28 protein-coding genes and 1 pseudogene are annotated in these 25,614 nt (G+C 42.9%); 11 read left to right on the forward strand and 18 right to left on the reverse strand.

Going from position 1 to position 25,614, the window contains the following annotated elements:
- The first annotated feature begins 3 nt into the window (after positions 1-3).
- From Q5C82_RS12190 to Q5C82_RS12200, 3 genes are all read left to right on the forward strand, one after another.
- The gene (locus Q5C82_RS12190; RefSeq protein ID WP_003220714.1) at positions 4-2,328 is read left to right on the forward strand and encodes a histidine kinase; all 2,325 of its coding nucleotides are present in this window, start codon (positions 4-6) and stop codon (positions 2,326-2,328) included.
- Between the two features lie 80 nt (positions 2,329-2,408).
- Positions 2,409-3,053: a two-component system response regulator ComA gene (gene comA / locus Q5C82_RS12195; protein WP_003220716.1), complete on the forward strand. Its 645-nt coding sequence runs from the start codon at positions 2,409-2,411 to the stop codon at positions 3,051-3,053.
- Between the two features lie 15 nt (positions 3,054-3,068).
- On the forward strand, positions 3,069-3,449 hold the full coding sequence (locus Q5C82_RS12200) for a hotdog fold thioesterase (protein ID WP_003220719.1): 381 nt from the start codon (positions 3,069-3,071) through the stop codon (positions 3,447-3,449).
- A gap of 38 nt (positions 3,450-3,487) precedes the next feature.
- Here Q5C82_RS12200 and mnhG read toward each other — a convergent pair whose 3' ends face one another.
- The 7 genes from mnhG to Q5C82_RS12235 are packed head-to-tail and all read right to left on the reverse strand — an operon-like array spanning position 3,488 to position 9,256.
- A complete protein-coding gene (mnhG, locus tag Q5C82_RS12205) occupies positions 3,488-3,862 on the reverse strand; it encodes a monovalent cation/H(+) antiporter subunit G (RefSeq protein ID WP_003220721.1) in 375 nt (124 codons plus the stop codon).
- Positions 3,846-4,130 (reverse strand): Na(+)/H(+) antiporter subunit F1, encoded by a 285-nt coding sequence (locus Q5C82_RS12210; RefSeq protein ID WP_003220724.1) that lies wholly within the window; start codon positions 4,128-4,130, stop codon positions 3,846-3,848. The genes mnhG and Q5C82_RS12210 overlap by 17 nt, the downstream gene beginning before the upstream one ends.
- A complete protein-coding gene (locus tag Q5C82_RS12215) occupies positions 4,130-4,606 on the reverse strand; it encodes a Na+/H+ antiporter subunit E (protein WP_003220727.1) in 477 nt (158 codons plus the stop codon). The genes Q5C82_RS12210 and Q5C82_RS12215 overlap by 1 nt, the downstream gene beginning before the upstream one ends.
- A gap of 5 nt (positions 4,607-4,611) precedes the next feature.
- Positions 4,612-6,093 (reverse strand): Na+/H+ antiporter subunit D, encoded by a 1,482-nt coding sequence (locus Q5C82_RS12220; protein WP_003220728.1) that lies wholly within the window; start codon positions 6,091-6,093, stop codon positions 4,612-4,614.
- The gene (locus Q5C82_RS12225) at positions 6,086-6,427 is read right to left on the reverse strand and encodes a Na(+)/H(+) antiporter subunit C (protein WP_003220730.1); all 342 of its coding nucleotides are present in this window, start codon (positions 6,425-6,427) and stop codon (positions 6,086-6,088) included. The genes Q5C82_RS12220 and Q5C82_RS12225 overlap by 8 nt, the downstream gene beginning before the upstream one ends.
- The gene (locus Q5C82_RS12230; protein ID WP_003220732.1) at positions 6,427-6,858 is read right to left on the reverse strand and encodes a Na(+)/H(+) antiporter subunit B; all 432 of its coding nucleotides are present in this window, start codon (positions 6,856-6,858) and stop codon (positions 6,427-6,429) included. The genes Q5C82_RS12225 and Q5C82_RS12230 overlap by 1 nt, the downstream gene beginning before the upstream one ends.
- Positions 6,851-9,256: a Na+/H+ antiporter subunit A gene (locus Q5C82_RS12235; RefSeq protein ID WP_003220734.1), complete on the reverse strand. Its 2,406-nt coding sequence runs from the start codon at positions 9,254-9,256 to the stop codon at positions 6,851-6,853. Before Q5C82_RS12235 ends, Q5C82_RS12230 begins: the two co-directional genes overlap by 8 nt.
- 229 nt (positions 9,257-9,485) lie before the next feature.
- Here Q5C82_RS12235 and Q5C82_RS12240 point away from each other — a divergent pair, with 229 nt between their 5' ends.
- A complete protein-coding gene (locus Q5C82_RS12240) occupies positions 9,486-9,701 on the forward strand; it encodes a hypothetical protein (RefSeq protein WP_003220736.1) in 216 nt (71 codons plus the stop codon).
- A 36-nt stretch (positions 9,702-9,737) separates the two neighbouring features.
- Here Q5C82_RS12240 and maeN read toward each other — a convergent pair whose 3' ends face one another.
- From maeN to maeL, 4 genes and pseudogenes are all read right to left on the reverse strand, one after another.
- The gene (gene maeN, locus Q5C82_RS12245) at positions 9,738-11,084 is read right to left on the reverse strand and encodes a sodium/malate symporter MaeN (RefSeq protein WP_003220738.1); all 1,347 of its coding nucleotides are present in this window, start codon (positions 11,082-11,084) and stop codon (positions 9,738-9,740) included.
- A gap of 110 nt (positions 11,085-11,194) precedes the next feature.
- Positions 11,195-11,388: pseudogene (locus tag Q5C82_RS20510) on the reverse strand (hypothetical protein); the annotation flags it as partial.
- Positions 11,389-11,513: 125 nt separating this feature from the next.
- Positions 11,514-12,221, reverse strand: coding sequence for a two-component system response regulator MaeM (maeM, locus tag Q5C82_RS12250; protein WP_003220739.1), 708 nt, complete (start codon positions 12,219-12,221; stop codon positions 11,514-11,516).
- Positions 12,214-13,815 carry a two-component system sensor histidine kinase MaeL gene (maeL, locus tag Q5C82_RS12255; RefSeq protein ID WP_003220742.1) on the reverse strand — a complete coding sequence of 534 codons (1,602 nt, stop codon included), beginning with the start codon at positions 13,813-13,815 and terminating at the stop codon, positions 12,214-12,216. Before maeL ends, maeM begins: the two co-directional genes overlap by 8 nt.
- A 177-nt stretch (positions 13,816-13,992) precedes the next feature.
- On the opposite strand from maeL, the gene Q5C82_RS12260 reads away from it, so the two are divergent.
- Positions 13,993-14,550, forward strand: a complete 558-nt coding sequence (locus Q5C82_RS12260; RefSeq protein WP_003220744.1) for a YufK family protein — start codon at positions 13,993-13,995, stop codon at positions 14,548-14,550.
- Positions 14,551-14,567: 17 nt separating this feature from the next.
- Here Q5C82_RS12260 and Q5C82_RS12265 read toward each other — a convergent pair whose 3' ends face one another.
- The 3 genes from Q5C82_RS12265 to Q5C82_RS12275 form a co-directional block, all read right to left on the reverse strand.
- Positions 14,568-14,981, reverse strand: coding sequence for a thiol-disulfide oxidoreductase DCC family protein (locus Q5C82_RS12265; RefSeq protein ID WP_003220746.1), 414 nt, complete (start codon positions 14,979-14,981; stop codon positions 14,568-14,570).
- Between the two features lie 20 nt (positions 14,982-15,001).
- On the reverse strand, positions 15,002-16,876 hold the full coding sequence (locus Q5C82_RS12270) for a transglycosylase domain-containing protein (protein ID WP_079996445.1): 1,875 nt from the start codon (positions 16,874-16,876) through the stop codon (positions 15,002-15,004).
- Between the two features lie 92 nt (positions 16,877-16,968).
- The gene (locus Q5C82_RS12275) at positions 16,969-18,147 is read right to left on the reverse strand and encodes a multidrug efflux MFS transporter (protein ID WP_079996443.1); all 1,179 of its coding nucleotides are present in this window, start codon (positions 18,145-18,147) and stop codon (positions 16,969-16,971) included.
- On the opposite strand from Q5C82_RS12275, the gene Q5C82_RS12280 reads away from it, so the two are divergent.
- Together Q5C82_RS12280 and kapD are read left to right on the forward strand one after the other, a co-directional pair.
- Positions 18,080-18,283, forward strand: coding sequence for a hypothetical protein (locus tag Q5C82_RS12280; RefSeq protein WP_003220752.1), 204 nt, complete (start codon positions 18,080-18,082; stop codon positions 18,281-18,283). The genes Q5C82_RS12275 and Q5C82_RS12280 overlap by 68 nt on opposite strands.
- Before the next feature lie 75 nt (positions 18,284-18,358).
- Entirely contained in the window at positions 18,359-18,976 is a 618-nt protein-coding gene (kapD, locus tag Q5C82_RS12285; RefSeq protein WP_003220754.1) for a 3'-5' exonuclease KapD, read from the forward strand.
- Positions 18,977-19,002: 26 nt separating this feature from the next.
- Here the strand turns inward: kapD and Q5C82_RS12290 are convergent, their stop codons facing one another.
- The 3 genes from Q5C82_RS12290 to patB form a co-directional block, all read right to left on the reverse strand.
- Positions 19,003-19,389, reverse strand: coding sequence for a kinase-associated lipoprotein B (locus tag Q5C82_RS12290; protein WP_003220756.1), 387 nt, complete (start codon positions 19,387-19,389; stop codon positions 19,003-19,005).
- Positions 19,390-19,434: 45 nt separating this feature from the next.
- Positions 19,435-20,721: a sporulation sensor histidine kinase KinB gene (gene kinB / locus Q5C82_RS12295; RefSeq protein ID WP_003220758.1), complete on the reverse strand. Its 1,287-nt coding sequence runs from the start codon at positions 20,719-20,721 to the stop codon at positions 19,435-19,437.
- A 125-nt stretch (positions 20,722-20,846) separates the two neighbouring features.
- Positions 20,847-22,010 carry a cystathionine beta-lyase PatB gene (patB, locus tag Q5C82_RS12300; RefSeq protein WP_003220760.1) on the reverse strand — a complete coding sequence of 388 codons (1,164 nt, stop codon included), beginning with the start codon at positions 22,008-22,010 and terminating at the stop codon, positions 20,847-20,849.
- 86 nt (positions 22,011-22,096) lie between these two features.
- Here patB and Q5C82_RS12305 point away from each other — a divergent pair, with 86 nt between their 5' ends.
- On the forward strand, positions 22,097-22,357 hold the full coding sequence (locus Q5C82_RS12305) for a YugE family protein (RefSeq protein WP_003220762.1): 261 nt from the start codon (positions 22,097-22,099) through the stop codon (positions 22,355-22,357).
- Between the two features lie 26 nt (positions 22,358-22,383).
- Here Q5C82_RS12305 and Q5C82_RS12310 read toward each other — a convergent pair whose 3' ends face one another.
- Positions 22,384-23,205 carry an alpha/beta fold hydrolase gene (locus Q5C82_RS12310; RefSeq protein ID WP_003220763.1) on the reverse strand — a complete coding sequence of 274 codons (822 nt, stop codon included), beginning with the start codon at positions 23,203-23,205 and terminating at the stop codon, positions 22,384-22,386.
- 149 nt (positions 23,206-23,354) lie between these two features.
- Here Q5C82_RS12310 and Q5C82_RS12315 point away from each other — a divergent pair, with 149 nt between their 5' ends.
- The 3 genes from Q5C82_RS12315 (at position 23,355) to yugI (ending at position 25,610) form a co-directional block, all read left to right on the forward strand.
- Entirely contained in the window at positions 23,355-23,855 is a 501-nt protein-coding gene (locus Q5C82_RS12315; protein ID WP_003220765.1) for an Lrp/AsnC family transcriptional regulator, read from the forward strand.
- Positions 23,856-25,016, forward strand: coding sequence for an aminotransferase (locus Q5C82_RS12320; protein ID WP_003220767.1), 1,161 nt, complete (start codon positions 23,856-23,858; stop codon positions 25,014-25,016).
- 201 nt (positions 25,017-25,217) lie between these two features.
- Entirely contained in the window at positions 25,218-25,610 is a 393-nt protein-coding gene (gene yugI / locus Q5C82_RS12325) for a S1 domain-containing post-transcriptional regulator GSP13 (protein ID WP_003220769.1), read from the forward strand.
- Positions 25,611-25,614: the final 4 nt, after the last annotated feature.

Consider the following 25,614-nt stretch of genomic DNA (forward strand, 5'->3'; position numbering starts at 1 on the left):
TTTATGAAATCTTGGCACAATAAAATTTCAATTTTCTTGATCATAATTAGTTTAGTCTATGTAGCTTATTTGACGTATATTAGCTCTAACAAACTTCTAGTTGGAGCTACTCTTGAAAAAAATAAGGCTAACGAAGTCGTAATCACAAATATTGAAGAATTTTCTGTTGCTTATGATTCTGGCATAGAAAAAGGCGATATCGTAAAAAGCATAGATAATCATGAAGTAAACAGTTCATTCAATGTTAAAAAGAAGATCAATCATGCCAGTTCAATAGTTGTTGAGCGAGATGGAAAAGATTTAGAAGTTAAGTTTGATGTAATGAATGATAGCAATTTTTCAACTTTTCTCATACCGTTAATTTTTTATATAGTGTGTCTATTTTGCTGTTTTTTCATACTAAAGATAAATGAGTCAAAAAAATTGCTATCTGCTTTAATATTAGTCATTTTTCTTTTATCTGCATCTTTAGCATACTTAAGTGCAGGAGGATCTGCTAAGGGTGATTTGTTAAGCAGATGTATTATGGTTTTTACTTTAACAACTGTGCTGCTTAACTACCTTCTTTTTTTACATCAATATTTTAAAGAACTAGGCACTATATTATTCAGTAAGAAAGTTTTTGTTTTATATTTTATTTCTATATTTAATGTAGCTTTCGAATTATTGCGTGAAAATCTGTTTTTTAAAGACTATGTACCGAAATTAAACCTACTTACCTTTTTGCTTATATTTATAATAGTAGTAGTATACTTTGGCGTTATTTTATACAAAAATAAAGATACTGAACAAGCGCATGTGTTAAAAGCACTTACCATCATTAATATTATCTCTTTTTTGCCATTTTTGTGTTTATATTTGATTCCGTATGTGTTCTTAAACATACAGTATGTTTCTTCTTTTTTAACTGCTTCCTTTATGTTGCTTATACCTTTTTCTTTGGTTTATCAATTTATGACAAATAAAATTTATAATGTTGATTTTATTTTAAGTAGATTAAAGTATTATGGTTTTTTAGCATTGACACCAACAATTATTTTAATTGTTACATTTGAGTTATTGAGAAGGCCAGAGGGAGATTTTTATTATATTAGGCTTGCGGTTCTGATATATATTATTATGGTGGCTGTTTTTTATTATAAAGAAGTACTTGATTTCAAATTTAGATTAAAAAGGGTCTCGGAAAAATTTAATTATCAAGACAGTATATATAAATTTACGCAGCTGATTAGAGACTCAACTTCCCTGTCTCAAGTATTTGAAGAACTGAAAAATACTATACTTGAGGTCTCTCTTGTTAGCCGAGCATATGTATATGAAGTGTCAGCTGACGGAAGTATTAAACTATATGATAATGAGGCCGTAAATTCATTTGAAAAAGTCTATCAAAAAGAATTTAGAAAAGTCACATCCGAAATAGGGAAAATCGTTGAATTTAATAAAGGCTTTGTCATGAAGATAGGTGAACGCGGTGGTAAATCATTTGTGATCCTTTGTTTATCTAAAATGAATACGCCCCGTCTCACACTCGAAGAACTTTCTTGGCTGAAAACTTTGGCTTTTTATACAAATGTATCGATCGAAAATGTCATGAAAATCGAAGAACTGATGAGTCATTTAGAAGAAATAAAACAACAAGAATCCAACCCAGTATGGCTCAAAAAACTCATGTACACGATCGAAGAAAAACAACGTTCCGATCTCGCCCGCGATCTCCACGATTCCGTTCTCGCCCGCGATCTCCACGATTCCGTTCTTCAGGATTTAATTTCATTAAAACGACAGTGTGAGCTGTTTTTGGCTGATTTTAAGAAGGATGATAATCCGTGCCAGGAAGAGGTACAGGACAAGCTTGTACAGATGAATGAGCAGATGTCTGATGTGATTTCGATGACGAGGGAGACGTGTCATGAATTGCGGCCGCAGCTTCTGTATGATCTTGGGCTGGTGAAGGCGCTGTCTAAGCTGGTGGCGCAGCAGCAGGAGCGGGTTCCGTTTCACATCCGTTTAAATACCGGCAGATTTACGGCTTCGCTTGATCTGGATTCGCAGTTGAATTTGTACCGAATCATTCAAGAGTTTCTGTCTAATGCGGTCAAGCACTCTCAGGCATCGGATGTGCTGATTATGCTCATCAGTATTCAAAATAAAATCGTTCTTCATTATGAGGACGATGGCGTAGGGTTTGATCAAGAAAAAAATAATGAACATTCCATGAGTATGGGGCTTTCTGGCATTAAGGAGAGAGTCAGGGCTTTAGATGGGCGCCTTCGGATTGAAACAAGTGAAGGAAAGGGCTTTAAGGCTGATATTGAAATCGAATTGTAATGGTTTTATAACGGAAACGACTTGGCACAAGCCAAGTCTTTTTTATAAAATGGAAATGAGTGAGTAAAAGGGAGGAAAACATGAAAAAGATACTAGTGATTGATGACCATCCGGCTGTCATGGAAGGCACCAAGACAATTTTGGAAACGGATTCGAACCTGTCTGTTGATTGTCTCAGTCCTGAACCGAGCGAACAGTTTATCAAGCAGCATGATTTCTCGTCATATGATCTCATTTTAATGGATCTGAATTTAGGCGGCGAGGTCAATGGGATGGAGCTTTCTAAACAGATATTACAAGAGAATCCTCATTGTAAAATTATCGTGTATACCGGTTATGAGGTTGAGGATTATTTTGAGGAAGCGATTCGTGCGGGACTGCACGGTGCCATCAGCAAAACGGAATCTAAAGAAAAGATCACCCAATACATATACCACGTACTCAACGGAGAAATTTTAGTCGATTTTGCTTACTTTAAACAGCTGATGACTCAGCAAAAAACAAAGCCGGCTCCTTCCTCTCAAAAAGAACAAGACGTGCTCACACCTAGAGAATGCCTGATTCTTCAAGAAGTTGAAAAGGGTTTTACAAACCAAGAAATCGCAGATGCACTTCATTTAAGCAAGCGGTCCATTGAATACAGCCTGACATCAATTTTCAATAAGCTGAATGTCGGTTCCCGGACGGAAGCGGTTTTGATTGCGAAATCAGATGGTGTACTGTAAGTAAGGGGGGATATGATGGATACGAAACACACATTGCTTGAAGCGCTTGGAATTGAGATTGTTGAAAACACAGCGGAACGATGTGTTGCGGTCATGCCGGTGGATCATCGGACAGTGCAGCCGTTCGGATATTTGCATGGAGGCGCTTCAGTGGCTCTGGCAGAAACCGCGGCGAGCGCAGGGGCGCAGAACCTGATTGATCACACGACACAAGCTTGTGTCGGTTTGGAGATTAACGCCAACCATTTAAAATCCGTAAAGGAAGGAACGGTAAAGGCAGTAGCCGAACCCGTTCATATAGGCAGAACGACTATTGTCTATCAAATTCATATTTATGACGAGCAAGAGAGGCTGATCTGTATCTCCAGATGCACGCTGGCTGTCATCAAGAAATAAAAAAACAGCCGGAACTCTGCCTGTCCGGCTGCTTATTTTTATAAGTAAGAATCCTCTTTTCGTTTAATCACAAAGTTTCTGATCCCGTTATAGTCATCCTGTACACTTCTCTTATCAAGCTTGACGCCGGAGTTATACGCAGCACGGCAGATCAAGTGTCCCCCGACAGGCGACGTAATAAAGATAAAGAGAATCCCGAGCAGAATTTTAGCGGAAATGTTCCCCGTTACAAACCACAAATAGAAGAAAACACCAAGCAGAATCATATTGACGCCCAACGTTGAGCCTTTAGATGCAGCATGAGAACGTGTAAACATATCAGGAAGGCGAATTACTCCTAATGAAGCAACGAGGCACACAAGTGCGCCAAGCAAAATGAATACAGCCACAACGACCTTAGCGATTTCGATCATTTTCGATAATCTCTCCTTTCTCCAGGAACTTGGAAAATGCGATCGTTCCGATAAATGATAAAATCCCCAGCAGCAAAATAATATCCAGAAACGCACTTGTTTTCAGCAAAATGGAGACAAGCGCCGTGATCGCGATCAAGTTGATGCCGATTGCATCCAGAGCTATGACTCGGTCAGGCACAGTCGGCCCTTTAATAACACGAATGACATACAAAAAGGTAGACACTGCCATAATGCCGAGCGCGAGTTGCAGAATCAGCGTAAACATCAGCGGCTCACCTCCTGTATGGCTTTTTCAAATGACTCCCGAATATCAAAAATGGCTTTTTCCGCATCCTCAATATCCATCGCGTGAATATAAAGAATCGTCCTGTCATCTGAAATATCCATCACCAAGGTTCCCGGCGTTAACGTAATGAGCAGTGACAGCAGGGTGATTTCCCAATCCGTCGTAAGCTCAGTTTTAAAAGCGAAAATGCCCGGTCTGATATTCAGTTTCGGCGATAGGACTGATTTAAGCACACTGACATTGGCAAGGTACAGTTCCCTTAAAAAAATCAAAAAGAGTTTGATGATAGAAAACATTTTCCATAGATAAAACCGGCGAGTAAAAAAGCGCCGGAAGAAAAAGAGAGAGAGCATTCCCAGAATATATCCTGTGAAGAATCCTGCGGCGCTTGGACTATTGCTCAAGAACATCCAGCAAAAAGCGAGAAACACATTTAATAAAATTTGAAATGCCATGCGATCTACTCCTTCAAAACAGCTTCAATATATTTTTCCGGATTCAGCAACGTCTCGGCCGCTTGATCAACGTAAGGCGACACCCATTCTGTACCCAATCCGAAGAGAAGCGACAGTAAGAGAAAAATTGCTGCCGGATAAAGAAGTCCTTTAGCGGTTCTATGATTTGGTTTTGGTGTTTCTTTTTCTTCGCCCCAAAACGCCTGTATAAAGATCCTCAGCACAGAGTAAAGTACGAGCAGACTCGAAAGCAGAATCAGCATGGAAATCGTAAATTCACCTTCTGCGAAGCCGCCCTCCGCAATTTTCAATTTGCCGACAAATCCGCTGAGAGGCGGGATGCCTGCAAGAGAAACAGCTGAAATGAAAAACATCCATCCCAGAACAGGGTAGCGTTTGATCAGCCCGCCCATTTTTTGCAGGCTCGCTGTTCCTGTCAATGCGATCAGCGTCCCTGCCAGCATAAATAAAGCACCTTTAATCAGCATATCGTGAATCAGATAATAAATCGCGCCTTGGATTGATGCGGGGGTATGAACTGCCACACCGAACAAAATCACGCCGACAGCAGTAATAATGTTGTAGATCACAATTTTCATGACATTCGAATAAGCGAGTGAACCGATAACACCGAAAATCACAGTCAGAGCCGCAAGCCAAATCATCAGCTGATGGGTAAAGGCTGTATCGTGAATAAAAATCAATGTGAAGACCCTAGTGATCGCGTATAAACCGACTTTTGTGAGCAATGCGCCGAACAACGCGGAGATTGCCGCCGGAGGCGCGTAATAAGAGCCTGGAAGCCAAAAGTAGAGGGGGAAGATTCCGCCCTTCATGCCAAATACCAAAAGCAGCAGGACACCAATCACAGTGATCAGCCCGGTTTGTCCTGATTCGCTGATTTTCACACTAAGATCGGCCATGTTTAATGTACCGGTTACAGCGTATAAAAAGCCGACGCCAATGACAAACAAGGCAGACGATACGATATTAAACACAATATATTTAAGGGACTCCCGCAGCTGAATTTTTGTGCCGCCTAATACAATCAGCATATAGGAAGCAATGAGCAGGAGCTCAAAGAATACGTACATATTAAATAAATCGCCTGTTAAAAACGCTCCGCTGACACCGGCAAGCAAAAACTGAACGCCAGAGTAATAAAAGGAACGCTCCCGTTTTTCACCGACGGAACGGAAGGAATATAGCACAACCAATAAACCAATTATCGATGTTGTGAGAACGAGCAGGCTGGCGAATTGGTCTGCGACCAGCACAATGCCGTACGGCGCTTTCCAGCCGCCCAAACTCAGTGTCTGGATACCATTTGTAAAGACAGTCTGTACGAGTATGCCACTGATCACAATCCCGATTGCCGATGCCGCAGTGCTGAAGATCCGCATGAGCATAAGATTCTTCGTCATGAAAATCAGCAGAATGGCCGACAGAAGCGGGATCAGGATTGGCAAAATAACAAAATTATTCATGTTGATCATTTCCCCTCATTTGATCCATATCGTCCGATTTCAATTCCTGATAAGCGCGAAAGGCCATGACGAGGATGAATGATGTAACGCCAAATGAAATGACAATTGCGGTCAAAATCAGGGCTTGCGGAAGCGGATCGACAAATGATTTGGCATGCTCGCTCAAAATCGGAGCGGCACCTTTCTTTAATCCTCCCATAGTCAAAAGCATTAAATGAACGCCATGGCTTAACAGTGCTGTTCCGATAATGACGCGAAGCAGGCTTTTAGACAGCAGCAAATACGTAGCAGCCATAAAAATAATACCGGCTAAAACAGCCATTAAGATTTCCATTATTCTTCCTCTCCAATCGTCTGAATAATGGTCATCGTAACGCCTACGACAACAAGATAAACGCCTAAATCAAATATCGTCGCCGTGGCGAGCTCCGTTTTCCCAAGGATCGGCAGCTGAAAGTATCCGAATGTGTGGGTTAAAAAAGGAGCCCCGAAGACAAAGGAGCCAACCCCGGTTAATACAGCGAGCAGAAGGCCGGCTCCCGCGATATAAATGAAATTAACCGGCAAAATGGAACGCACGGTTTTTAAATCATATGCCAAGAGCAATAGAACGATGGAAGAGGACGTGATCAGTCCGCCGACAAATCCTCCTCCAGGGGCGTTATGCCCCGATAAAAATAAATAGAAAGAGAAAAGCAAAATGATAAAGGATACAAGCTTTGTCACGGTTTGAAGAATCAAGTCATTTGTTTTTTGTTCATTCACCGCTTTTCCCCTCCTCTTTTACTTTTGTTTTAATCATGCTGTAAATGCCGAGAGCGGCAATCGTTAATACCGTAATTTCAAACATTGTATCAAAGCCCCTGAAGTCAACGAGGATGACATTGACGACATTATCCCCTCCGCCAAGATCGTGGCTGTGTTTTAAGAAAAAGGATGAAATGCTGTCTTTTGTCCGCTGGCTTGATGATGCGATACCAAGCAGGGTGACGATAATGCCGACGCCTAAAGCAATGATAAAGTTTGTCATTCGAAACGTTCTCGTTTTCTTTTTCAGCCGCAGTTTCGGCAAATGATAGAAGCAAAGCAGAAACAGGGCGACGGAAATCGTCTCAATGACCAGCTGAGTCAAAGCTAAATCGGGCGCTCTGAAAATCACAAAAAACAATGCGAGCGCATAACCGACGACACCGAGTGAGATAATCGCCGTCAGTCTTGATCCGGCAAAAACAGTTGCCGCTGTGGCGCTGATCATGACAAGCGTTAAAATGATTTCGTATACGCCGATTTTAGCCATGCCTTCCGTTGTAAAGGAAAATCCGCCTTTGATAACAAAAGCTCCGCCCATCAGAATAATGAAACCAGCGAAGATATACAGCAAATAATCCCTTAAAAACCCTGTCATATATTGTTTTGTAATTCGGTAAGACCCTTTCTCCATCAGCGTCACAAGCTTGTCGTATAACCGATTGAGTGTGAGCTTCGAAGGAAACAGCTTATAGATTCCCTTCCACTTATTCAGCGACAAATATCCGATGGTGCCGATAACAATAATGCCTGCAGTCATCAGCACTTCTGTATTCAACCCGTGCCACTGTGAAATGTGAACATGGAATTTCTCATGGCTGTCCAGCAGTGTCGGATAGATCGAGTTCATCGCAGGCTCGATCAAGCTGTACGACAATATATTCGGGAAAAAGAAGAGACTGACAGCCAAAGCGACAAGAATGACAGGTGATACGAGCATGCCAACCGGCGCTTCGTGAGCCTGTTTTTTAAGCTGTTCAGGCTGGTAACTTCCTCTGAATGTTTTAAACAGCAATTTCATGCTGTAGATAAACGTAAATACGCTTCCGATCCAGGCGAGAACAGGGAATAGAATGCCCCATGTCTGTACGTTGAACAGATCGAAATGTGTCACGCGAAGCATGCTTGTGAAAAACATTTCTTTACTCAAAAACCCGTTAAACGGCGGAAGGCCGGCCATTGAAAATGTTCCGATTAAGGAAATCGTAAATGTAATCGGCATAATCGCCATCAGGCCGCCGAGCTTCCGGACATCCCGTGTGCCTGTTTCGTGATCGATAATCCCGACTGCCATAAACAAGCTTCCTTTAAAGGTAGCGTGATTGATTAAATGGAAAATGGCAGCCATGGCGGCAACTGTATAATATTCTGTATGGCCGTAATGAAGGGCCGCAGCACTGACTCCGAGCATGGAGATGATCATTCCGAGCTGGCTGACGGTTGAAAATGCCAAAATCGATTTTAAATCAGTTTGTTTCACGGCATGGAATGAACCCCAAACCATCGTAAAGAGCCCGACGAGGGAAACGATCCAAAACCACTGAGCTGAAAAGGCGAAAATAGGACTGAATCTCGCAATCACATAAATACCGGCTTTGACCATAGTAGCTGAATGGAGATAAGCGCTGACTGGTGTCGGAGCTTCCATCGCATCAGGCAGCCAGATATAAAAAGGGAATTGCGCGGATTTCGTAAATGCCCCTAATAAAATGAGAATCATAGCCGGGATAAACAAATCGTGGCCGGCAATTAATTGAACCTGAAGAATCATCTCTCTAATACTGAAGGAATCCGTTATCAGATAAAGGAGAATAAATCCGCCGAGCATGCACAGCCCGCCACTGACCGTAATCAATAGTGATTTGGCGGCGCCGTAGCGCGACTTTTCACGCTTATACCAATAGCCGATCAGCAAAAAGGACGAAAGGCTGGTAAGCTCCCAAAACATGTAGAGAACCATGACATTGTCTACAAGAACGACACCGAGCATGGCGCCCATGAACATCAATAAGTAGACATAAAAGGGCCCAAGCTGTTCTTTTTCTTTCGATAAATAAAAAATGCTGTAAAGAGTGACCAAAGAGCCGATGCCTGTGATCAGTAAGGCGAATAATAATCCCAGACCGTCTATATAAACGGTAAAGTTAATGCCAAGTGAAGGAATCCACTCAAATACCGACCTCAGTGTTTCTCCAGATTGTGTCATCCTGATCATTGGGAGAAAGTATATAAACAGCAAGACGGGCAGGATCAACACAAACCAGCCCGTATGCACTCTTTTTGCGTATTTTGCCAAAATGGGAATGATAAAAGCAAATAAGAAAGGCGATAAAATAGCAAAATGTAAGAGCTGCAAAGTTAGACCTCCTTTTTCTCTTTTTCAATTGAAAAATGCGCTATGTACCAAATATACGGTCAAACGACCTAGTCCAAATTATATCGCACTTTTCTGCAAGCTGCCATGCTTCGAACTGCGCAATGAGCTTTTATGAGTTCTTGTGACCTTAAAATAAGTCTAACAAAAATAATGTCATTTGTATATTTAAAATCATTCCTGATCAAGCTGAATGTAAGGAGCTGGTCATGTGAAAAGAAAGGTATTGATGTGCTCAGGTTTATTCTGCTCTGTATTTGCTGTGGCATTCATTTTAAATCAATATGACGGGCGCAGCGGTGCGGAGGCTTATGAGGAGTGGGAGCTGTATTTATTGGAGCACCACCTGTCAGCCAGAATGAGTGAAATGGAATCAAGGGATCTGCCGTTTGGCCCCCGAGAGTATATCCGGATTGTGAACAGATAAAAAAGAGTTCCGCATATAACGGAACTCTTTTTCTGATTATGAAGTGAAAAAGCGAAGCAGAACTGTCGCGCAAATAACTGTACCTGCACCGCCGAGGCGGGTGGAAATTTGGGCGAACGGCATAAGGCCCATTCTTCCTGACGCTGATAAAATCGCAACATCACCAGTTCCGCCGAGACCGCTGTGGCAGCAGGTAACGATTGCAGATTCAACCGGGTACATGTTCATCAGCTTGCCCACAAAATATCCAGAAGCAATCATGGCGATAACGACCGAAATACAAATGATGACAAACGGAATAGAAATCACAGATGCCACGTCATCCAACGGAATAAAGAGGATGCCGAGACCAACCATCAGCGGCCATGTAAAGCTTGAAGAAATAAACTTATAAAGCTGGTAAGCGCCATCCTCCATTTTTTTCGGAAGAATATTCGCATATTTGACAGCCGCCGCTGAAATAATCATTAAGATTGCGCCCGGGATGAAGATGAATTTCTCCAATAACCCGCCGAAAATAAAGAATGTACACGCGAGCAGAACGCCGGCTCCCATCAGTTTAAAATCAATTTTTGCTTCGGCTTCTTTTTGATTGAAAATCTCATTTGCTTTTTTAGATTTGACGAGGCGGCCATTTCCATTTAGATCTGGACGCTTATCGCCAAGCTTTTTCATTAAGGCAGCACAGATGATAGCAAAAACGTTTCCGATAATAGCGGCTGGGACCAGCTGAGACACATATACATCAGCGGATGAACCGAGTATTTGTGAATAGGCAATTGAGAGCGGCAAAATTCCCTCGCCTATTCCCCCGGCAATAATCGGTACAACGACAAAGAAAAAGGAATCGTAGGCACTGTAGCCAAAAATAAATCCGACGAGTATGCCGGCCGCAACTGCCGCGATCGTTCCGGCAACCAGTGGAACAAACATTCTGATAAACCCTTGTATTAAAACAGTTCTGTTCATTCCAAGAATACTTCCTACAACAAGACAAGCGATATAGAAATAAAGGAAGTTAGACGTTTTCATCAAGTTGGTTACAGCGTCTAAAGATGTTGAATTCAGCACATTGTAAAAGACTAAAAATGAAGGAACAAACAAAGATAAAATAGCAGGACCGCCAATATCCTTCAATATCGGAATGCGCTGGCCGATGTCTCCAAGAAACACACCTAGAATCATGATGATGGCGAACCCGCCAAGCATATTTGCGGGCAGCTCATTGTAATAGGCTGCAAGAATAATAATAACAGCTAACACTGTGTATAATGGCAGAGGAATCACACCGATTTCCCAGGTCCAGATTTTTTGAAACAGGTTTTTCTCCTGTGGGTCTTTTTGCTCAGGTGATATTGTCCCCGTTTTTGGAATTGCTCCCATGTCATACACCCCCATGTATTGTTTGTTACAGTCTACAAGAAAGCGTTAACACTTCATATTTTTTTAAGTTAAAAAACTGATAAACAATTAAATTAAGGGGGACGTTTGGATTAGAAAAAAATCCCTGAGAAGCGTCTTCCCAGGGAGAATGTTTTATCTTTTTCCTTTAATATATAAGGCACGCCATTGGCTTTTGGCACATCTGCACGCCCGATAAAAAGAGAATCGTTAATAAAGCGCCATCAGCATATACACATTTGGTATGTATTTCTTTAAAAAGAGGGAGCGGTGAGCCGAGGGACTGACCCCCGTTAAAGAAAAACACTTCCAAGTCTTATTTCGGATCACAACTATCCGTTTTCAAACTTGAAGGTGTTTTTTGTTTGTCCCATCTTATGGGGGCAGTCCCGCAGTGAACAGTGCGTTTTTTTATAGATATTGCTTAATACCGTTCAGGTTTCCTGTGTTGACGTTGTACTGAAACACAGGTCTTCCGATTGTACCGTACGCCATTTCTACATTCAGAACCTGTATATCTTCAAGAAACTTTAGGTATTTTCGTATGGATACTTGAGAGATTTCTGTGTGCTTTGCCAAGTCTTCTGTCGTAAAAGATTCATTTTCAAATGACTGGATACTGGACCAAATCAGCTTCAGCGTGCTTTTTGTCAGACCTTTAGGAAGCTGTACTTTTTCTGTTGCTTCTTTCTTTTGAAAAAGCTCGGCGTCCAGTTCTTTCTGGCTCATGTTGCGATGGGTTGAATATACCTTTTGTTTTCGTCTGTAATCAGACAGGGCAGTTTGGAAACGTTCAAATTCAAACGGTTTGATTAAATAATCGACAGCACCGTAACGAAGTGTTTTCTTGATAACGTCAAGCTCGCTGGCCGCCGAGATGACAATCACGTCAACCGCTTCATTTTGGGCTCTCAGTTCGGTTAGCAGTTCCAGCCCGTTTTTACCCGGCATATAAATATCGAGCAAAATAAGGTCGATGTGATGCTCTCCTAAAATATGCAGAGCGCTTTGAAAGGAAGAGGCGATGCCTTTCAGCTGAAAGCCTTCTATTTGGCTTAAGTATCGTTTATTTAATTCACCGACCATGGGGTCGTCTTCAACTATTAGTACATTAATCATGATTTTCCTCCTTCGGTTCGTACGGGACGCGAAGACTGAATGTCGTTCCTTCATTCTCTTCGCTTGTGAGGATCATTTGGCCCTTTAAATTTTCGATGCTTTGCTGTGTAAAATAAAGGCCGAATCCCCGGTTCTTGCCCTTTGTTGAATAGCCTTGTTCAAATACTTTGGCTTGATCTTCTTCAGACATGCCTGCTCCTGTATCGGTAATTTCAATGTCCAGTATGCTGTTATGAAAACGCATGGACATGGTAATTTGTTTTTTCGGCATATTGGCAACGGCGTCCAATGCATTGTTGATGAGATTTCCAATGATTGTAATGAGTTCATGGATGACTGAAGGGTCTGCCGCGTTCGGGATGACACCTTTGCATTCTATATCAAGATTTGCGCCCTGCTCCCGTATGAAGCTCTGTTTTCCGAGCAGAAAACCGGCCAGTACGGAGCTTTTGACATCATTTATAATTTCGCTTGTTTCTGACTTTTGCTGAATGGCAATATCTTTAATATAATCTCCAAGATCGTCATACTCTTTCAGCTGGACGAGGCCTAATATCACATGCAGTTTGTTCATAAATTCATGAGACTGCGCTCTCAATGCGTTTGCATACATTTTAACACCGGAAAGCTGTTCAGCTAAATGTTTTACCTCGGTTTTGTCCCGGAATGTCGCAATCGCTCCGACGGTTTGTCCTTTCAGCTGGATGGGAACTTCATTAAACACAAGCTCTAACCCGTTAATGCGGACGTCTCTGTCTTGAAGCGGTTTTTTTGTCTCAATGACCTTTTTCAGGCGGCTTTTCGGCAAGATGTCATTTACATCCTGATCAACGGGATTTGTGTTGATGCCCATTTTCACGAATAGACGCTTTGCTTCCGCGTTGGCAAGTTTGATTTTGCCGTGTTCATCGACAGCAAGTATTCCTTCCTTCGTCGATTCCAGCATCGCGCTCCGTTCTTCAAGAAGAGTCGCAATTTCATAAGGTTCAAGTCCGTACATGATATTCTTCACCGTACGGGCGACGATAACAGCCCCGATGACACCGACGAAAATGCTGACGCAGATAATAAAGTAGAGCGGCCGTAAGCTGTGGCTGATCACTTCATCAATTTCATTTACGGTGATGCCCACCGCAACTGCACCAACCTGTTTTCCATTCTCTGCGTAGACAGGGACGAATGCTCTTTGCGATTTTCCGAGCGTGCCAGAGGCAGTGCTGATGTGGACATGACCCTTTAATACTTCCGATTCATCACCGCCCCTGAATTTTTTTCCAATTTTGTTCGGGTCGGGATGGGTTTTGCGAATGCCGTCCATATCCATCACGACAACAAATTCCGTGCCGGTGATTTTCTGAACCCGCTTTGTGTAGCTTAACAGCTCTTTCTGGTTTTTTCCGCTTTCTAAAGCAGAAGCTGTGATTGGCGCCTCGGCTACCATTTCAGCAGTTTGCAGCGCAGTGGCTTTTTCCTGATCTCTAATCCGTGTGGTGGTTTGGGCACCTACTGTAAAAAATGTAATGAGCAGTGCGATTAACACAACGATACAAACAAATATGGTGAGTCTGGTTTGCAGTTTCAATGTTTTTTTCATTTAAAACTTCCTTACGTTTTATGATTCCTGCGTACTACTTTACTCTCAAAATGTTGCTTTGTGAAGATTTGGGATCGTAATTCGTAAAAAGGAGAAAAAATGGAATAATTTATCTTGTCAATGTGTTTTAAGTCCTCCATAATAAATGAGGTAGATTATAGAAAGGGACTTTTTTATATGAAAAATACTTATTTGACAGGATACTTTCCGCTGATTGCGATCCTGCTTTTTAGTTCGTCGTTATCCATTTCAACTTCACTTTATGCGTTGAAGATGCTGTCCTCATTTGGAATGTATGATGGAATGCTCGATTATTTTTCAGAGAAAGGGATCAGGCTTGCGTTATTTGCTGCCTTTGCACTTTTATATTTTATGGTTCTGTCCGCTCTGAAATTAATTGCGAATACCGTGACTGAGCTATCATTGCTGTTTTTTGCTAATGATCCGGAAGGGAACAATCTGAAAAAAATCAGAATGGGTTCCATGATTTATTTAGGCGGCGGGATTTTATCCTTTGTGCTCTTGCAAAATGTCATCTGGATTGTAATCTGGTTTGCGGTCGTTACGCTCGCTTACTTTGTGTTTATTGTATACCGGATTTATTCGACGCTTTCCCTCATGTCATTAGTCGGATTCATTCTATTGGAACTGCTGTTTTGGTTTACCTTTGTTATCGGTATTCTGTTCATATTTATCAAGCTTTATAATAGCATAATGGCTAGCTTACCTGTGTAAGCTAGCCATTTTTTCGTTTACGGTAAAAATCTTTTTTTGATAGAAGGGGAGGGGAGCATACATTCATTTTTTTTGCCAAACCACTTATAACGGTTCCTTGCAATGAAAGAATAGACCATATCTCTGAAAGGCTTCGGCACTGCGAAAAACAGGACGAAGAGGCGCCATAGGCCCCGCAGATGCCTGAAAACCTTAATGGCTGCAGTTGACTTTGTGTACACTTGGCCGTCTTCAATAAAGACAAAGCTGTCAAACTGATCAGTCGGGAGCCCGCTTTTTTTCAGCAGGCTCTGTCCTGTTTCCGACTGCAGCGATGTAAAAGAAATCAGTCCGTCTGGATCACGTTTAATGATAAACTGCACGGCGCCATTGCATAAATTGCACACGCCGTCAAACAGCAAAACGCGATTTGGAATTTGTTCTGATGCCACGCCAGATCCCCTCCGATCCTTTAATAAGCCGCTTGCAGCGTTCCTTTAAAGATGGAAAGCTGAGGGCTGATGCTGTGAAGATATTCAACGCTGCTCGGTGTATCTTTTCCGACCCAGACACCCATTGTGTACGTATCTGTCAGGCCGACAAACCACATATCGTGATAATCATTTGATGTTCCTGTTTTACCGCCGATGTAAGGCGCTTTAAAATATCCTTTTTTCCCTGTCCCGCTTTTCATAACGGATGACATTAGTTTTTTCAGCTGCATGTTTGTGCGGACACTGAATATTTGAGTCGATTTATCATTCCATTTATAAAGCGTTTTTCCTTTAAGGTCTGTCACCTTTGTAATCGCATGGCTCGGCGTATAGCTTCCGCTGTTGCCGAATGTCGTATACGCCTTTGTCATCTCAAGAGGCGTCATGCCGTTTGTAAATCCGCCAAGCGCGGCCGGGAGAAGATAGTCGCTGTCGACAAGTTTGGCAAAATGATACGGCTCAATATAACTGAATGCTTTTTGGATGCCCACACGGTCCAGCATTCTGATGGCTGGTGTATTATATGAATTTTTAAATGCCGTGTCGAGCGACACTGTCCCGTACGTACGGTTATTGTAGTTTTGCGGACAGTAATCTCTGCTGCAAAACTTGCTGGCATCAATGGTGCTGCTTGCTGTCGCGCCGGTCTGTTCAATATAAGGACCGTAATCAAGAAGCGGCTTAATGGATGAACCCGGCTGTCTGTATGCCTGGTAGGCGCGGTTAAAGTCATATTTTTGATAGTTTTTCCCGCCGGATAGAGCGATGATTTGATGCGTCTGGTGATTAATCACAGCCGCTCCGCCCTGTACGTCCGCATACGGGAGCTTGGCATTCATTTGTGCCACAACCTGATTTTGCATGTACGGATTAAGTGCAGTATAAATTTTCACGCCGTCTTTCATCAGAGTGCTGACTCTTGCGGACAGCTCGTTTTCGATTTTTTCTTTTTGTTTCCCTGACGCTTTTTGAAGACGTTTATCATAGCCTTCTGATTCAGACACCAGTTGAGTGAATTCATCATTGACATAGGAAACGTAGTCCGGATATTTGTCTTCTCTCTTTTCAACATCCAGCTTGATTTTTTGTTTGACGGCTTTTTTCAGCTCTTTATCTGTAATGACCCCGGCATCTTTTAACCCTTTAAGCAAACGTTCTTGACGGTTTTTCGTGTAGTCAAAATGCTTGAGAGGATCATATAATGTAGGGTTATTAGGTATAGCACAGATAAAAGCCATTTCTCCCACTGTGAGAGATTTCAGCGGTTTGCTGAAATAGAATTCAGCCGCTGAACCGACGCCGTAAACGCCATTGTTAAAGTAAATGGTATTTAAGTAAGCTTCAAGAATTTCATCTTTCGTATACTTTTTCTCTAGCTGATAAGAATACGCGAGCTCAGTCAGCTTACGGCTGAAGGAGCGTTCATGGCTTAAATACAAGTTTCTTGAAAGCTGCTGTGTGATGGTGCTTGCGCCCTGATCAATTTTCTTGTCTTTTACGTTAGAAGCGGTTGCCCGCACCATTCCCATAAAGTCAAAGCCTTTATGTTCGTAAAAATGCCGGTCTTCAGACGTTAAGAAAATCTGTTTGACTTCCTCGGGAATCTTGTCAAATGGAACGAGTACGCGGTTTTCATGATCGCTGACAATTTCCGAGACCAAGGAGCCGTCCCTGTCATACATGTAGCTGTTCTGAACCAGGCTGATATCTTTCAGATTAATATTTTTATCAAGCACCTGATCCAGGGACTTCATTTGTTTGACTTCTTTTCCGGAAGCGATAACTGTAAATGCAAACAATGGGATTATGCAAAGGAGCAAAATCCATCCGATTATTTTTCGTAACATGGTCACTCTCTTTTCTCCTAAATTCTAGCCATATCGTACCATTCTTTTGAGTTTACGAGAAGGTTAAATTTAGAAGATTCCTTAGTTTTTTCTGATAATCAGCTTGCTTTGGCATAAGAATCTTTCCGGAATTTCTGCATGACCCAAAGCATGCAGGCGCCGGCGAAAAAGAGAAACGCTGTGACATAAAAGGCGGCTGAAATTGTAAAATGGCTCGATATGATTCCGCCCAGAAGAGGCCCGAGCACGTTTCCTAAAAAGCGAAAGCTGACATTGTAGCCGAGAACTTCTCCTTGAATGCTGACGGGAGCCTGAACGCGGATCGCTGCCGTGATGCATGGCAGCAAACCGCCCATCGCCATTCCAAATAAAAATCTGAAAACAAGGAGCACGTTGAGTGAGGACGCGAGCGCCTGCGGAATAAAAAAGAAAGAGGCGGCAAGTAAAAGACCGATTAAAATGCGTCGGTGGCCATAGCGGTCGCCCAGATCACCCCATTTTCTAGCCAGCAGCAAACTTCCGAGTCCCGTTGCTGAAAATGCCATGCCGGAGAAAAAGGCCAGATTGACAGGTCCGTGCAGCTCATTTACATATAAAGCGAGCAGCGGCTGGATACTGAAATTGCCTGTTTGAATCAGCATGGTTAACAGCATCATGACCCAAAGCGCCGGCTGGTGAAAAATATAGGAGAGCACTTCTTTTCTCGTGTAAGACGTACGTTTGGCTGTCTTCTCTGCAAGAGGCTTTTCTTTGACACCGAATAATACGAGAAGAACAGATAAGAAAATCACAAAGGATGTGATAAAAAAGGTATACGTAAAGCCGAAACGATCAGCAAGCAAGCCTCCCAAAAGCGGGCCGAACAAGCTTCCGGACACTTGCCCCATTTGCAGCGTACCGAGTGTTTTACCGGCTGAGCTCTTCGGAGTCTGTGCCGAAATCATCGCAAGAGATGTCGGGATGAATCCGGTTACAAGCCCCATTGCCATACGCAGAAAAAACAATTGGTACACCGATGTAACAAAGCCCATTAATAAAATGCTGAGGGCAATGCCCGTTCCGGTTGCCATAAGAATTTTCTTGTATCCGCGTTTGTCTCCGAACCGCCCCCAAAACGGGGATACCAAAAACGCCATGAGAAATGTAATGCCGAACACATAGCCGCTCCACCTTTGCACAAAGCCGTTTGAAAAAGTGCTGAGCGTCTCAATGTATAAGGAGAGAAAAGGAACGATCATCGTTGTGCTGGCAGAGACAAAAAAGTTGGCCAGCCACACAATGACAAAGTTTTTCTTGCGGATAGAAATAACATCACCTTCTTATTATTTCGGGTTCCTTACTAATTATAAAGAAACGGTTCACAATTTAAAAGAAACAAAGCGGCTGGGAAAATTCATTATTTTTAGAAAATGAAGAAAGGTCGAGAAGGGAAATAGATATACTATAAAGATAGCATTTTCTGATCGGAGGAAAGGCAGGTGTAAAAAAGTGACGACAAACAGCTTACTCATTATTGATTTCGAATTTACGATGCCTGAGGGAAAGTACAGCCCGCAAAACTTTTTCCCGGAAATCATTGAAGCCGGAATTGTAAAGTCGGTTGATGATGAAGTAGTTGAGACGTTTTCTAGCTATGTTAGACCGAAAAAATTCCCGAAGCTGACGAAACGCTGCAAATCATTTTTAAAAATAACGCAAAAGCAGGTAGACGAGGGGATGAGGTTCGAAGATTTTATCCGTAAACTAAATGAGCTTGATCCTGAGAAAAACAGCACGATTATTACGTGGGGAAACATGGACATGAAAGTCCTGAAGCAAAACTGTATGTTTAACCATATTCCTTTCCCATTTAAAGGAGAAATGAGAGATTTATCGCTTGAATACAAAAACTTTTTTGGAGACCGGACACTCACCGGTTTATGGAAAGCTGCCGAAGAGTATGGAGATACCGGAACCGGCACCCATCATAAAGCGCTTGATGACGCCCTCACTGCTTATAAGCTTTTTAAGCTTGTTGAGCAGGATAAGCAGTATCTCGAAAAGCCAAAACCTCCGACAATCGGCGAAAGAATCGATTTATCCGAACTGTTCAAGCGCGCAACATAAAAAACCCAATCTTTTGTCAGACTGGGCTATGGCCGGTTAAAATATTCTTTTTCTAAAACGTCAAGATTATTCAGGGAGCGCTTTGCCCACTCCGAACCATCCTCATTCAATTTGGATCTCAGCTGTGCTGCCGCCTCCCGCAGAGACTCGGAATAATCCGGTACTTCATCATCATAAGGCTTCACCATATGGTGGGGGATATTGGTCTGTTCGCCGTATGCGAGCGCTTTTCTCTCATGAAAAAAGGGCACGTCCGCCTGTTTTGGATGATGGAGGTCTCCTTGAGTGGGATGGGTGAGAACCGCTTTGATTTTCACTAAATAATGCTGTGGCCTGCAAGCAGTAATTTCTCCTATGTATACACCTGTTTTGTAAAATCCTTTAACGATAGAGCCAGTCTCAAACGTGCTCATCTTTCATCACCTCGCATTTATTCTATAAAAGTTCCAATCGATTTGCTAGTGAGGAAGATCAGCGGGAAGCTTAATTGTCACCGTGGTGCCTCTTTGGAAGCTGCTGTTAAAAGAAATGGTTCCGTGATGATGTTCAATAATTGAAAAGGTCACGGTAAGCCCGAGTCCTGTTCCGTTCGTTTTTAATGAGTAATAAGGTTCGCCGAGTTTTTGCATTTGATTGTCTGTCATGCCGACTCCATTATCTGAGATGTTAATCACAATCGTTTGGCCGTTTCTTTTGGCTGATATGTGGATCAACCCATTCCCATGGGGGACGGCTTCAATGCTGTTTTTCATGAGGTTGATGACAGCCTGCTTCAGCTTTGTTGCATCTCCGTATATAAAAAGGCCCGGCTCTGCTTCAGCCTCGACAGTTACAGACTTGAAATTGGCATACGACACCATAAGGGAGCTTGTCTCTTTGATAAGAGCTGATAAATCAAAAACCTCTTTTTCGTACAATTGCTGTTTGGCCATATCGAGATAGTTTGTAATAATATCTTGCGCCCGATCAAGCTCTGACAGTACAAGCTTTTTGTAATCCGCACTCGACTTATTTTGAAGAGTTTCGTCATTAAAAAGCAGCTGGACAAACCCGCGGACAACTGTCAGCGGATTCCTGACTTCATGAGCGACGCTCGCTGCCAGTTCACTCACAATCGTCATTTTTTCTGAATGGATAAGCTGTGAACGCAGGGCGATATTTTCGGCGATGCTTTCTATAATATAGATGCTTAAAAGAAGAACGATGGAGCGGAACAGCCCTGAGACAGCTGCCTCATAAAGTAAAATTCCTGATTTTTGAAAATTTAAAATATTCAAGGCGGAAAAAGTCCAGCTGGAGGCAAAAAATAAGAAGATCTCCAAGCAGCCGATCAATAAAGACAGCAGCAATTTTTTCGCTTTGGACATGAATGGCCATTTTTTCTGAAATAAGATTGGGATGATAATAAGAAAAGGCAGCAAAGTAAAAACAAACATTGCGGAAGGTTCGTAAAACAGCAGTTCAAAACATAAGACAGATGCGGCGACTGTAAGCCCGGAAGCGGTGCTAATGTAAAATAAACAAATGATAACGGGAATCATCTGAAGGCCGTATTGTATGTAGTCCATTTCATGAATAGGGAATATAATGCATAAAACGGAGGCGCCGCAAGCGAATAACGTGACCAACCCGCTGTTTATTTTGGGCACAAGGATCGCCGGCTTTCCAAGCCAAAACACTTGGTAGAGAAGAATAGGAAACAAAATAAAGCAGATATGCAGGAGATAGTCTTTTAGAATTTCCATTCGTGTGAAATCCTTTCGTATAAAATATGAATCTATTATAACACTAAATATTAGAAGTAAAATATAAAATTCCTTTATAAAGAACGCCTTTACGAATGACGTAAAGGCGTTTAACAGGCGATATTTTACGCTAAGGCTGCTTTAATGCGGCGCAGGCCGTCCTGCAAGGTTGCGAGAGAGCATCCCGCGTTCAGGCGCATAAATCCTTCTCCGCCAGGCCCGTATTTCGTCCCGGGCTCTAAAATAACTTTTCCTTTTTTTAGCATCCTTTGCTGAAGCTCCGCGTCGGACAAGCCGTAAGCGCTGAAGTCGAGCCAGATCAGGTAAGAGGCGTCCGGCTTTATCATTTTGACTTTCGGCAGCTCGGTACTCAAAAAGGCTTCAACTTCGTTCATGTTTTTCTCAAGATAAGAGATCAACTCATCGAGCCAAGGCCCGCCTTTGGAGTAAGCGGCTTCGATCGCAGTGACGGCAAACGCGTTCAGTCCGCCTAAACCGTTGCGCTGAAGGCTGGCGGAAAACTTGGCGCGCTTTAAACGATCCGGAATAATGATTGCTGACGCCTGCAATCCGGCGATATTGAATGTTTTGCTTGGTGCAGCGCATGTCACAGATATCTCAGCGAAATCGTCAGAGAGAGAAGCGAACGGTGTGTGTTTGTTTCCGTACAGCATGAAGTCGGAATGGATTTCATCCGATACAACTGTAACCCCATGCTCAAGACACAATTCGCCGATCTTCAGTAAATCCTCCCGTCCCCATGAACGGCCTGAAGGGTTATGAGGATTGCATAAAATAAACAATTTGACGCTTGGATCACTAAGCTTCGTCTCCAAATCTTCAAAATCCATTGCATACGTGCCGTCTTTTTTTTGTAGCGGATTATGTAATATGCGCCGGCCGTTTTTCTCAATCATATGGTAAAAAGGCGTATAAACAGGAGGCTGGACAACCACTTGGTCTTCAGGCTCTGTGAAAGCTTGTACCGCCATGCCCAAAGCTGTGACAACGCCCGGGCTGAATGTGATGCTTTCTGGGTTCACCTTCCAGCCGTGCCTGTTTTGCATCCATCCGCACACCGCATCCTTCGTTTTTTGATCTGGAGCCGTATAACCGAAAATCCCGTGGTCGAGGCGCTCTTTTAATGCTTCAGTTATCGCTTCCGGCGCGCGAAAATCCATATCCGCCACCCACATCGGGAGTGCATCTGTCACGCCGAATAATTCTCCTGTTTTGTCCCATTTGACTGATTGGGTGCCAAGGCGTTCTTCTCGTTTATCAAAGTTCATTCTGTTACCCCCTCATGTATGTTTATTCTTCTTAACGTAACTATGATAAAATTGAACTGCAAATTTTATTATAAGCGGTGATGAATATGGAAGAAAGTCAAGCGGTCAGGGAAATGATCAAGATCATTGCCAAATGGGACCCGTTTAAATATGGAGAAGAGTTTTACGAAACGGAGGCTGTTGATGTCGTGCAGGCCGTCTATGATGAAGACGATCCCGACGTGCTGGCAAAAAGCATTCAGCATATATTTGAAGCTTCTTTTGAGCAAATGCTGCCGATTGACAGCTGCCGGGAAGTGGCTGGCCAGCTTTTATTCATTAAAGACAGCAGCTCCTGTACGCCTTAAAAAACCGGCTCGGCACCGGTTTTTTGTTATTTGATAAACTCTGCAATGTGTTCGGAAACGAATTCAGGCCGTTCCTCAGGCACCAGATGTCCAGTCTGACCGAGTGAGTACAGCACGGAATCGGGCAAATCTCCGTGCAGCCGTTTACCAATCTCCATAGGGACGATTCGGTCCTCCTCGCCCCAAATCAATAAAGCAGGCTTGTTCATTTTCTTTAATTGCTCGGGTTCTAAATCTCCTTCTCTATGGCGGATAAACCTTGTCATGGCTTTGAAAATCTGCTTGTCTTGAAACGGCCTGCCATAGCCGTCAATCATTTCTTCATCGATCAGTGATTTGTCATGCACAACATTTAGCAAATTTTTCATTACGCCTTCTTTCGAGAGCCAGCGCTTAATATAAAGATGAAAATACGGGAGGTGGGTCCCGAAAATGATCGATGGGTGCGAACGTTTTAAATACCCTGAACTGCAAAGCAGCACAACCTTTGAAAAAAGCTCCGGCTTTTGGAGAGCAGCAGCCAGCGAAATCTGTCCGCCCATAGAATGGCCGACAAGCGCAGCCTGCTTGACTTGCAAGTGTTCCAAAATCCCAATGACCAGATTAGCGAGGTTTTGATAGGTATAGATAAAAGTTCTTGATTTTTCAGATTGGCCGAAAGGAGGCAAATCAAGCGCGATGATGTCGTACCTGTCCCGAAGGAGAGGGATGACTTTTCTGAAGCTGAAAGCAGACGATAAAAAACCGTGTATGCAAACCAGCGTTTGCCTGCCCGGGTTTTGATAATGTTCGTAATATACATTTACGCCATCGACTGTAAGCCGCCTTGTTGATGAAACCGCCCCCATTCTATGTCACTCCCTTTCATGTGATGTCTGTATTGTGCCCTGAAATTGTCAATTCTAGCGGAAGTTTCTCCTCGTTTTTTTCTTAGCATTCGTCAAAAAACGTGATATAATGTCATGAGATTTCTTGACATTGCAAAGGTGTGAATCGAATGAAATTGACAGAAAAAGAAACAGAAATATTAGAAATTTTAGACGAAAACAGCCGCGCCGATTTAGAAACAATCGCAAAGATGGCGGGTATCCCTGTAAATGAAGTACAAACAATTATTGACAAGCTGGAAAAAGAAAAGGTTATCATCGATTATTCCGCTATGATTGACTGGCGAAAAGTCGACGGACATGAAGGCGTCACAGCCATGATTGACGTCAAAGTAACGCCGAAGCGGGGAGTCGGTTTTGATGAAGTGGCGGAACGGATTTACCGGTTCCAAGAGGTTGAATCAGTTTACCTGATGTCAGGTGTGTACGATTTGTCTGTCGTGATTCGCGGCAATTCGATGTCTGACGTAGCGCGGTTTGTTTCAGATAAACTATCCACGCTTGATTCAGTTGTATCTACGACAACCCATTTTATCCTGAAAAAATACAAGCATGACGGCAAAGTGTTTGAAACAGGAGACGACGACAAAAGAATCGTGGTGTCACCGTAAATGACTTCGTATTTATCTGACTATGTACAACAAATAAAGCCATCCGGCATCCGCAAATTCTTTGATTTGGCGGCAACGATGGAAGGCGTCATTTCTTTAGGCGTCGGCGAACCTGATTTTGTTACCGCATGGAATGTCCGCGAAGCCAGCATTCTTTCCCTTGAACAAGGATATACGTCATACACTGCAAATGCCGGCTTATACTCATTGCGAGAAGAAATCAGCCGTTATTTGAGCAGCCGGTTTGACCTTAGCTACTCGCCAGACAATGAGCTGATTGTGACAGTAGGGGCAAGTCAGGCTTTGGATATTGCGATCCGCGCCATTGTGAATCCAGGTGAGGAAGTCATCATTCCTGAGCCGTGTTTTGTGGCGTACGATGCGCTTGTTTCTTTGGCAGGCGGCATACCGGTTCATGTCCATACAACGGCAGACAAAGGATTTAAAGCAACGGCTGCGGATTTTGAAGCGGCAGTCACTGAAAAAACAAAAGCCATTCTCATCTGCTCGCCTTCGAATCCGACAGGTTCGGTTTATTCGAGGGAAGAGCTGAGTGAGATTGCTGAGTTTGCCAAAAAACATGATGTCATCGTCTTAGCCGACGAGATCTACGCAGAGCTGACATATGATGAGGAATTTACAAGCATAGCGGCATTACCGGGAATGAAGGAACGGACGGTTGTCATCTCAGGCTTTTCAAAAGCGTTTGCGATGACGGGCTGGAGGCTCGGTTTCGCCGCAGCACCACCTGTGCTTCGGGATGCAATGCTTAAAATTCACCAGTATGCGATGATGTGCGCGCCGGCAATGGCGCAGTTTGCCGCCCTTGAAGGCTTGAAGAACGGCATGGAAGACGTAGAAAAAATGAAAAAAAGCTACCGAAGAAGACGGAATTTATTTGTGGAAACGCTAAATGAAATCGGCCTCAGCTGTCATCATCCGGGCGGCGCTTTCTATGCTTTTCCGTCCATTAAAAGCACGGGAATGAGCTCGGAGCAGTTTGCCGAAGAGCTTCTGACGCAGGAAAAAGTGGCTGTTGTTCCGGGAAGTGTGTTTGGTCCGAGCGGTGAAGGGTATATCCGCTGTTCATACGCAACCTCGATCGAGCAGCTTCAAGAAGCGTTAGTCAGAATGAAACGCTTCCTGCATAAAACAACATAAAAAAAGATACGAACCTTTTGTTCGCATCCAATAAAAGGGGGGAATACTAGAAAGCCTTTGGTATTTTCAGTTTACCCCCTTTTTGCTGTGTATAAACCTGATTTTTTAATAAAAAGTTTTCTTTGCGGAAATAAGACATGTGTGATATAATTTTAAATTGCGTATAAACAGATATTTAATTTAACTTAGGAGTTGTTATGAATGACAGCAAAATTTGAAGTGGGCAGTGTTTACACTGGTAAAGTTACAGGATTACAAGCGTATGGTGCGTTTGTTGCATTAGATGAAGAAACTCAAGGTTTAGTACACATTTCTGAAGTGACTCACGGTTTCGTAAAAGATATCAACGAGCACCTTTCAGTTGGCGACGAAGTACAAGTAAAAGTACTTGCTGTTGATGAAGAAAAAGGAAAAATCAGCCTTTCAATTCGTGCGACACAAGCTGCGCCTGAGAAAAAAGAAAGCAAACCAAGAAAACCTAAAGCTGCGCAAGTAAGCGAAGAAGCTTCTACACCACAAGGTTTCAACACATTAAAAGATAAGCTTGAAGAGTGGATTGAAATGTCCAACCGCAAAGACCTTATCAAAAAATAAGCAT

The sequence above is a fragment of the uncultured Bacillus sp. genome (assembly GCF_958411575.1).
Taxonomy (GTDB): Bacteria; Bacillota; Bacilli; order Bacillales; family Bacillaceae; genus Bacillus; species Bacillus spizizenii.

What these genes read in the sequence shown, in the direction of transcription:
- patB (WP_003220760.1), bottom strand. Translation starts at nt 22,010, where the DNA reads ATGAACTTTGATAAACGAGAAGAACGCCTTGGCACCCAATCAGTCAAA.
- Q5C82_RS12215 (WP_003220727.1), bottom strand. Translation starts at nt 4,606, where the DNA reads ATGGCATTTCAAATTTTATTAAATGTGTTTCTCGCTTTTTGCTGGATG.
- kinB (WP_003220758.1), bottom strand. Translation starts at nt 20,721, where the DNA reads ATGGAAATTCTAAAAGACTATCTCCTGCATATCTGCTTTATTTTGTTT.
- Q5C82_RS12200 (WP_003220719.1), top strand. Translation starts at nt 3,069, where the DNA reads ATGGATACGAAACACACATTGCTTGAAGCGCTTGGAATTGAGATTGTT.
- yugI (WP_003220769.1), top strand. Translation starts at nt 25,218, where the DNA reads ATGACAGCAAAATTTGAAGTGGGCAGTGTTTACACTGGTAAAGTTACA.
- Q5C82_RS12315 (WP_003220765.1), top strand. Translation starts at nt 23,355, where the DNA reads ATGAAATTGACAGAAAAAGAAACAGAAATATTAGAAATTTTAGACGAA.
- Q5C82_RS12225 (WP_003220730.1), bottom strand. Translation starts at nt 6,427, where the DNA reads ATGGAAATCTTAATGGCTGTTTTAGCCGGTATTATTTTTATGGCTGCT.
- Q5C82_RS12210 (WP_003220724.1), bottom strand. Translation starts at nt 4,130, where the DNA reads ATGTTTACGCTGATTCTGCAACTCGCGCTCGGCATTATGGCAGTGTCT.
- maeN (WP_003220738.1), bottom strand. Translation starts at nt 11,084, where the DNA reads ATGGGAGCAATTCCAAAAACGGGGACAATATCACCTGAGCAAAAAGAC.
- Q5C82_RS12280 (WP_003220752.1), top strand. Translation starts at nt 18,080, where the DNA reads ATGTATAAGGAGAGAAAAGGAACGATCATCGTTGTGCTGGCAGAGACA.
- maeL (WP_003220742.1), bottom strand. Translation starts at nt 13,815, where the DNA reads ATGAAAAAAACATTGAAACTGCAAACCAGACTCACCATATTTGTTTGT.
- Q5C82_RS12290 (WP_003220756.1), bottom strand. Translation starts at nt 19,389, where the DNA reads ATGAGCACGTTTGAGACTGGCTCTATCGTTAAAGGATTTTACAAAACA.
- maeM (WP_003220739.1), bottom strand. Translation starts at nt 12,221, where the DNA reads ATGATTAATGTACTAATAGTTGAAGACGACCCCATGGTCGGTGAATTA.
- mnhG (WP_003220721.1), bottom strand. Translation starts at nt 3,862, where the DNA reads ATGATCGAAATCGCTAAGGTCGTTGTGGCTGTATTCATTTTGCTTGGC.
- Q5C82_RS12190 (WP_003220714.1), top strand. Translation starts at nt 4, where the DNA reads ATGAAATCTTGGCACAATAAAATTTCAATTTTCTTGATCATAATTAGT.
- Q5C82_RS12220 (WP_003220728.1), bottom strand. Translation starts at nt 6,093, where the DNA reads ATGAATAATTTTGTTATTTTGCCAATCCTGATCCCGCTTCTGTCGGCC.
- Q5C82_RS12320 (WP_003220767.1), top strand. Translation starts at nt 23,856, where the DNA reads ATGACTTCGTATTTATCTGACTATGTACAACAAATAAAGCCATCCGGC.
- Q5C82_RS12305 (WP_003220762.1), top strand. Translation starts at nt 22,097, where the DNA reads ATGGAAGAAAGTCAAGCGGTCAGGGAAATGATCAAGATCATTGCCAAA.
- Q5C82_RS12260 (WP_003220744.1), top strand. Translation starts at nt 13,993, where the DNA reads ATGAAAAATACTTATTTGACAGGATACTTTCCGCTGATTGCGATCCTG.
- Q5C82_RS12310 (WP_003220763.1), bottom strand. Translation starts at nt 23,205, where the DNA reads ATGGGGGCGGTTTCATCAACAAGGCGGCTTACAGTCGATGGCGTAAAT.
- comA (WP_003220716.1), top strand. Translation starts at nt 2,409, where the DNA reads ATGAAAAAGATACTAGTGATTGATGACCATCCGGCTGTCATGGAAGGC.